Here is a 1,386-nt window from a genome sequence, read left to right as displayed (position 1 = left end):
CCGACCTTGCTGGAAGCGGCTGATTTACCGCGGTTGCCCGCGGTTGCGTTGCCGGTGGCCGAGAGTGCTCTCCCAGTTGCAAGCCTACATGATGGGCTGGCGCGATATGCGGTTGAGACGCCAGAGGCAGTGGCTATCTGGCAGGCGGATGCAAAGGGTGGCTGCGCATTTGAGGTCAGTTATGATCAGTTGCATCGGGCGGCGAACAAGGTGGCCACGGTTTTGCGTGCAGGTGGTCTTGCGCGGGAAGAGTTTGTAGCCATCATCATGGACAAAGGGTGGGAGCAGAGTGCTGCAGCACATGGCATTTTGCGCGCTGGCGGAGCCTATCTTCCCATCGATCCTGAGGTGCCACCGCAGCGTCGTGCTGAGTTGCTCGCAGCGGCTGGTGTGCGCCAGATTCTCACACAGCCCTGGCATCTGGGTTCTCTGCAACGCGACTTGGCAAACCGACCAGGGGTGGTGGAGACGCCAGTATTACAGGCGCTCGACATAAGTTGGCAATGCCATGATGCTCCCTTCGCAGAGGTGGTGGCCACGCCTGATCAGACAGCTTATGTGATCTTCACCTCCGGTTCGACAGGCTCGCCCAAAGGTGTCGTGATCGCACACCAGGCTGTCATGAACACCATTGAAGATATTTGCGTGCGACGCTGCCTGACGGCAAATGATGGTGTGTTCGGCCTGTCATCACTCAGCTTCGATCTCTCCGTGTTCGATCTGTTCGGCACGAGCGCGCGGGGTGCACGCCTTGTGCTGCCGCATCCCGATGGTTTGAAGGATCCACGCCACTGGGGTCGTGTTCTGCGTGCTGCGGGTGTGACAGTCTGGAACTCGGTTCCGGCTTTGTTGCGCATGCTGGTTGCACACGAGCAAGACAGTGAAGCGGCTTTCCCAGAGCTGCGCGTTGCGATGCTGAGCGGCGATTGGATTCCGCTCTCACTGCCCGAGCAAGCTTGGCAGAGCCTTAATTCTGATCTGCAAATTATCTCGCTGGGTGGGGCGACAGAAGCCTCGATTTGGTCGATTGAATATCTGATTGAGACAGTGGATCCAACCTGGCAGAGCATTCCTTACGGGACTGGGCTGACCAACCAGCCAATGCGTGTTGTTGGTCACCGGCTGGACGAGTGCCCAACCGGTGTGATTGGTGAAATCGTGATCGCAGGTGTTGGACTAGCCAAGGGGTATCTCGGGCGTCCGGATTTGACCGAGCAGAGCTTTGTCACTCACGCTGATACTGGTGAGCGGCTCTACAAAACCGGTGATCTTGGCCGCTATACAGAAACGGGTCTTATCGAGTTCCTTGGCCGCAAAGATACCCAGGTCAAAGTCAACGGATACAGAATTGAACTGGGGGAAATCGAAACAATCCTCGAAAGGCAT

General features: G+C 57.3%; 1 protein-coding gene. It reads left to right on the top strand.

Going from position 1 to position 1,386, the window contains the following annotated elements:
- Positions 1-54: 54 nt before the first annotated feature.
- Positions 55-1,386: amino acid adenylation domain-containing protein (locus PPL9_RS17580; RefSeq protein ID WP_161831327.1), on the top strand; the 1,332-nt coding region annotated here is incomplete at its 3' end.

Source organism: Pseudovibrio sp. POLY-S9, assembly GCF_001431305.1.
Classification (GTDB): Bacteria; Pseudomonadota; Alphaproteobacteria; order Rhizobiales; family Stappiaceae; genus Pseudovibrio.
The sequence above is the reverse complement of the archived record's forward strand: the minus strand, read 5'-3'. Positions and strand labels throughout refer to the sequence as shown.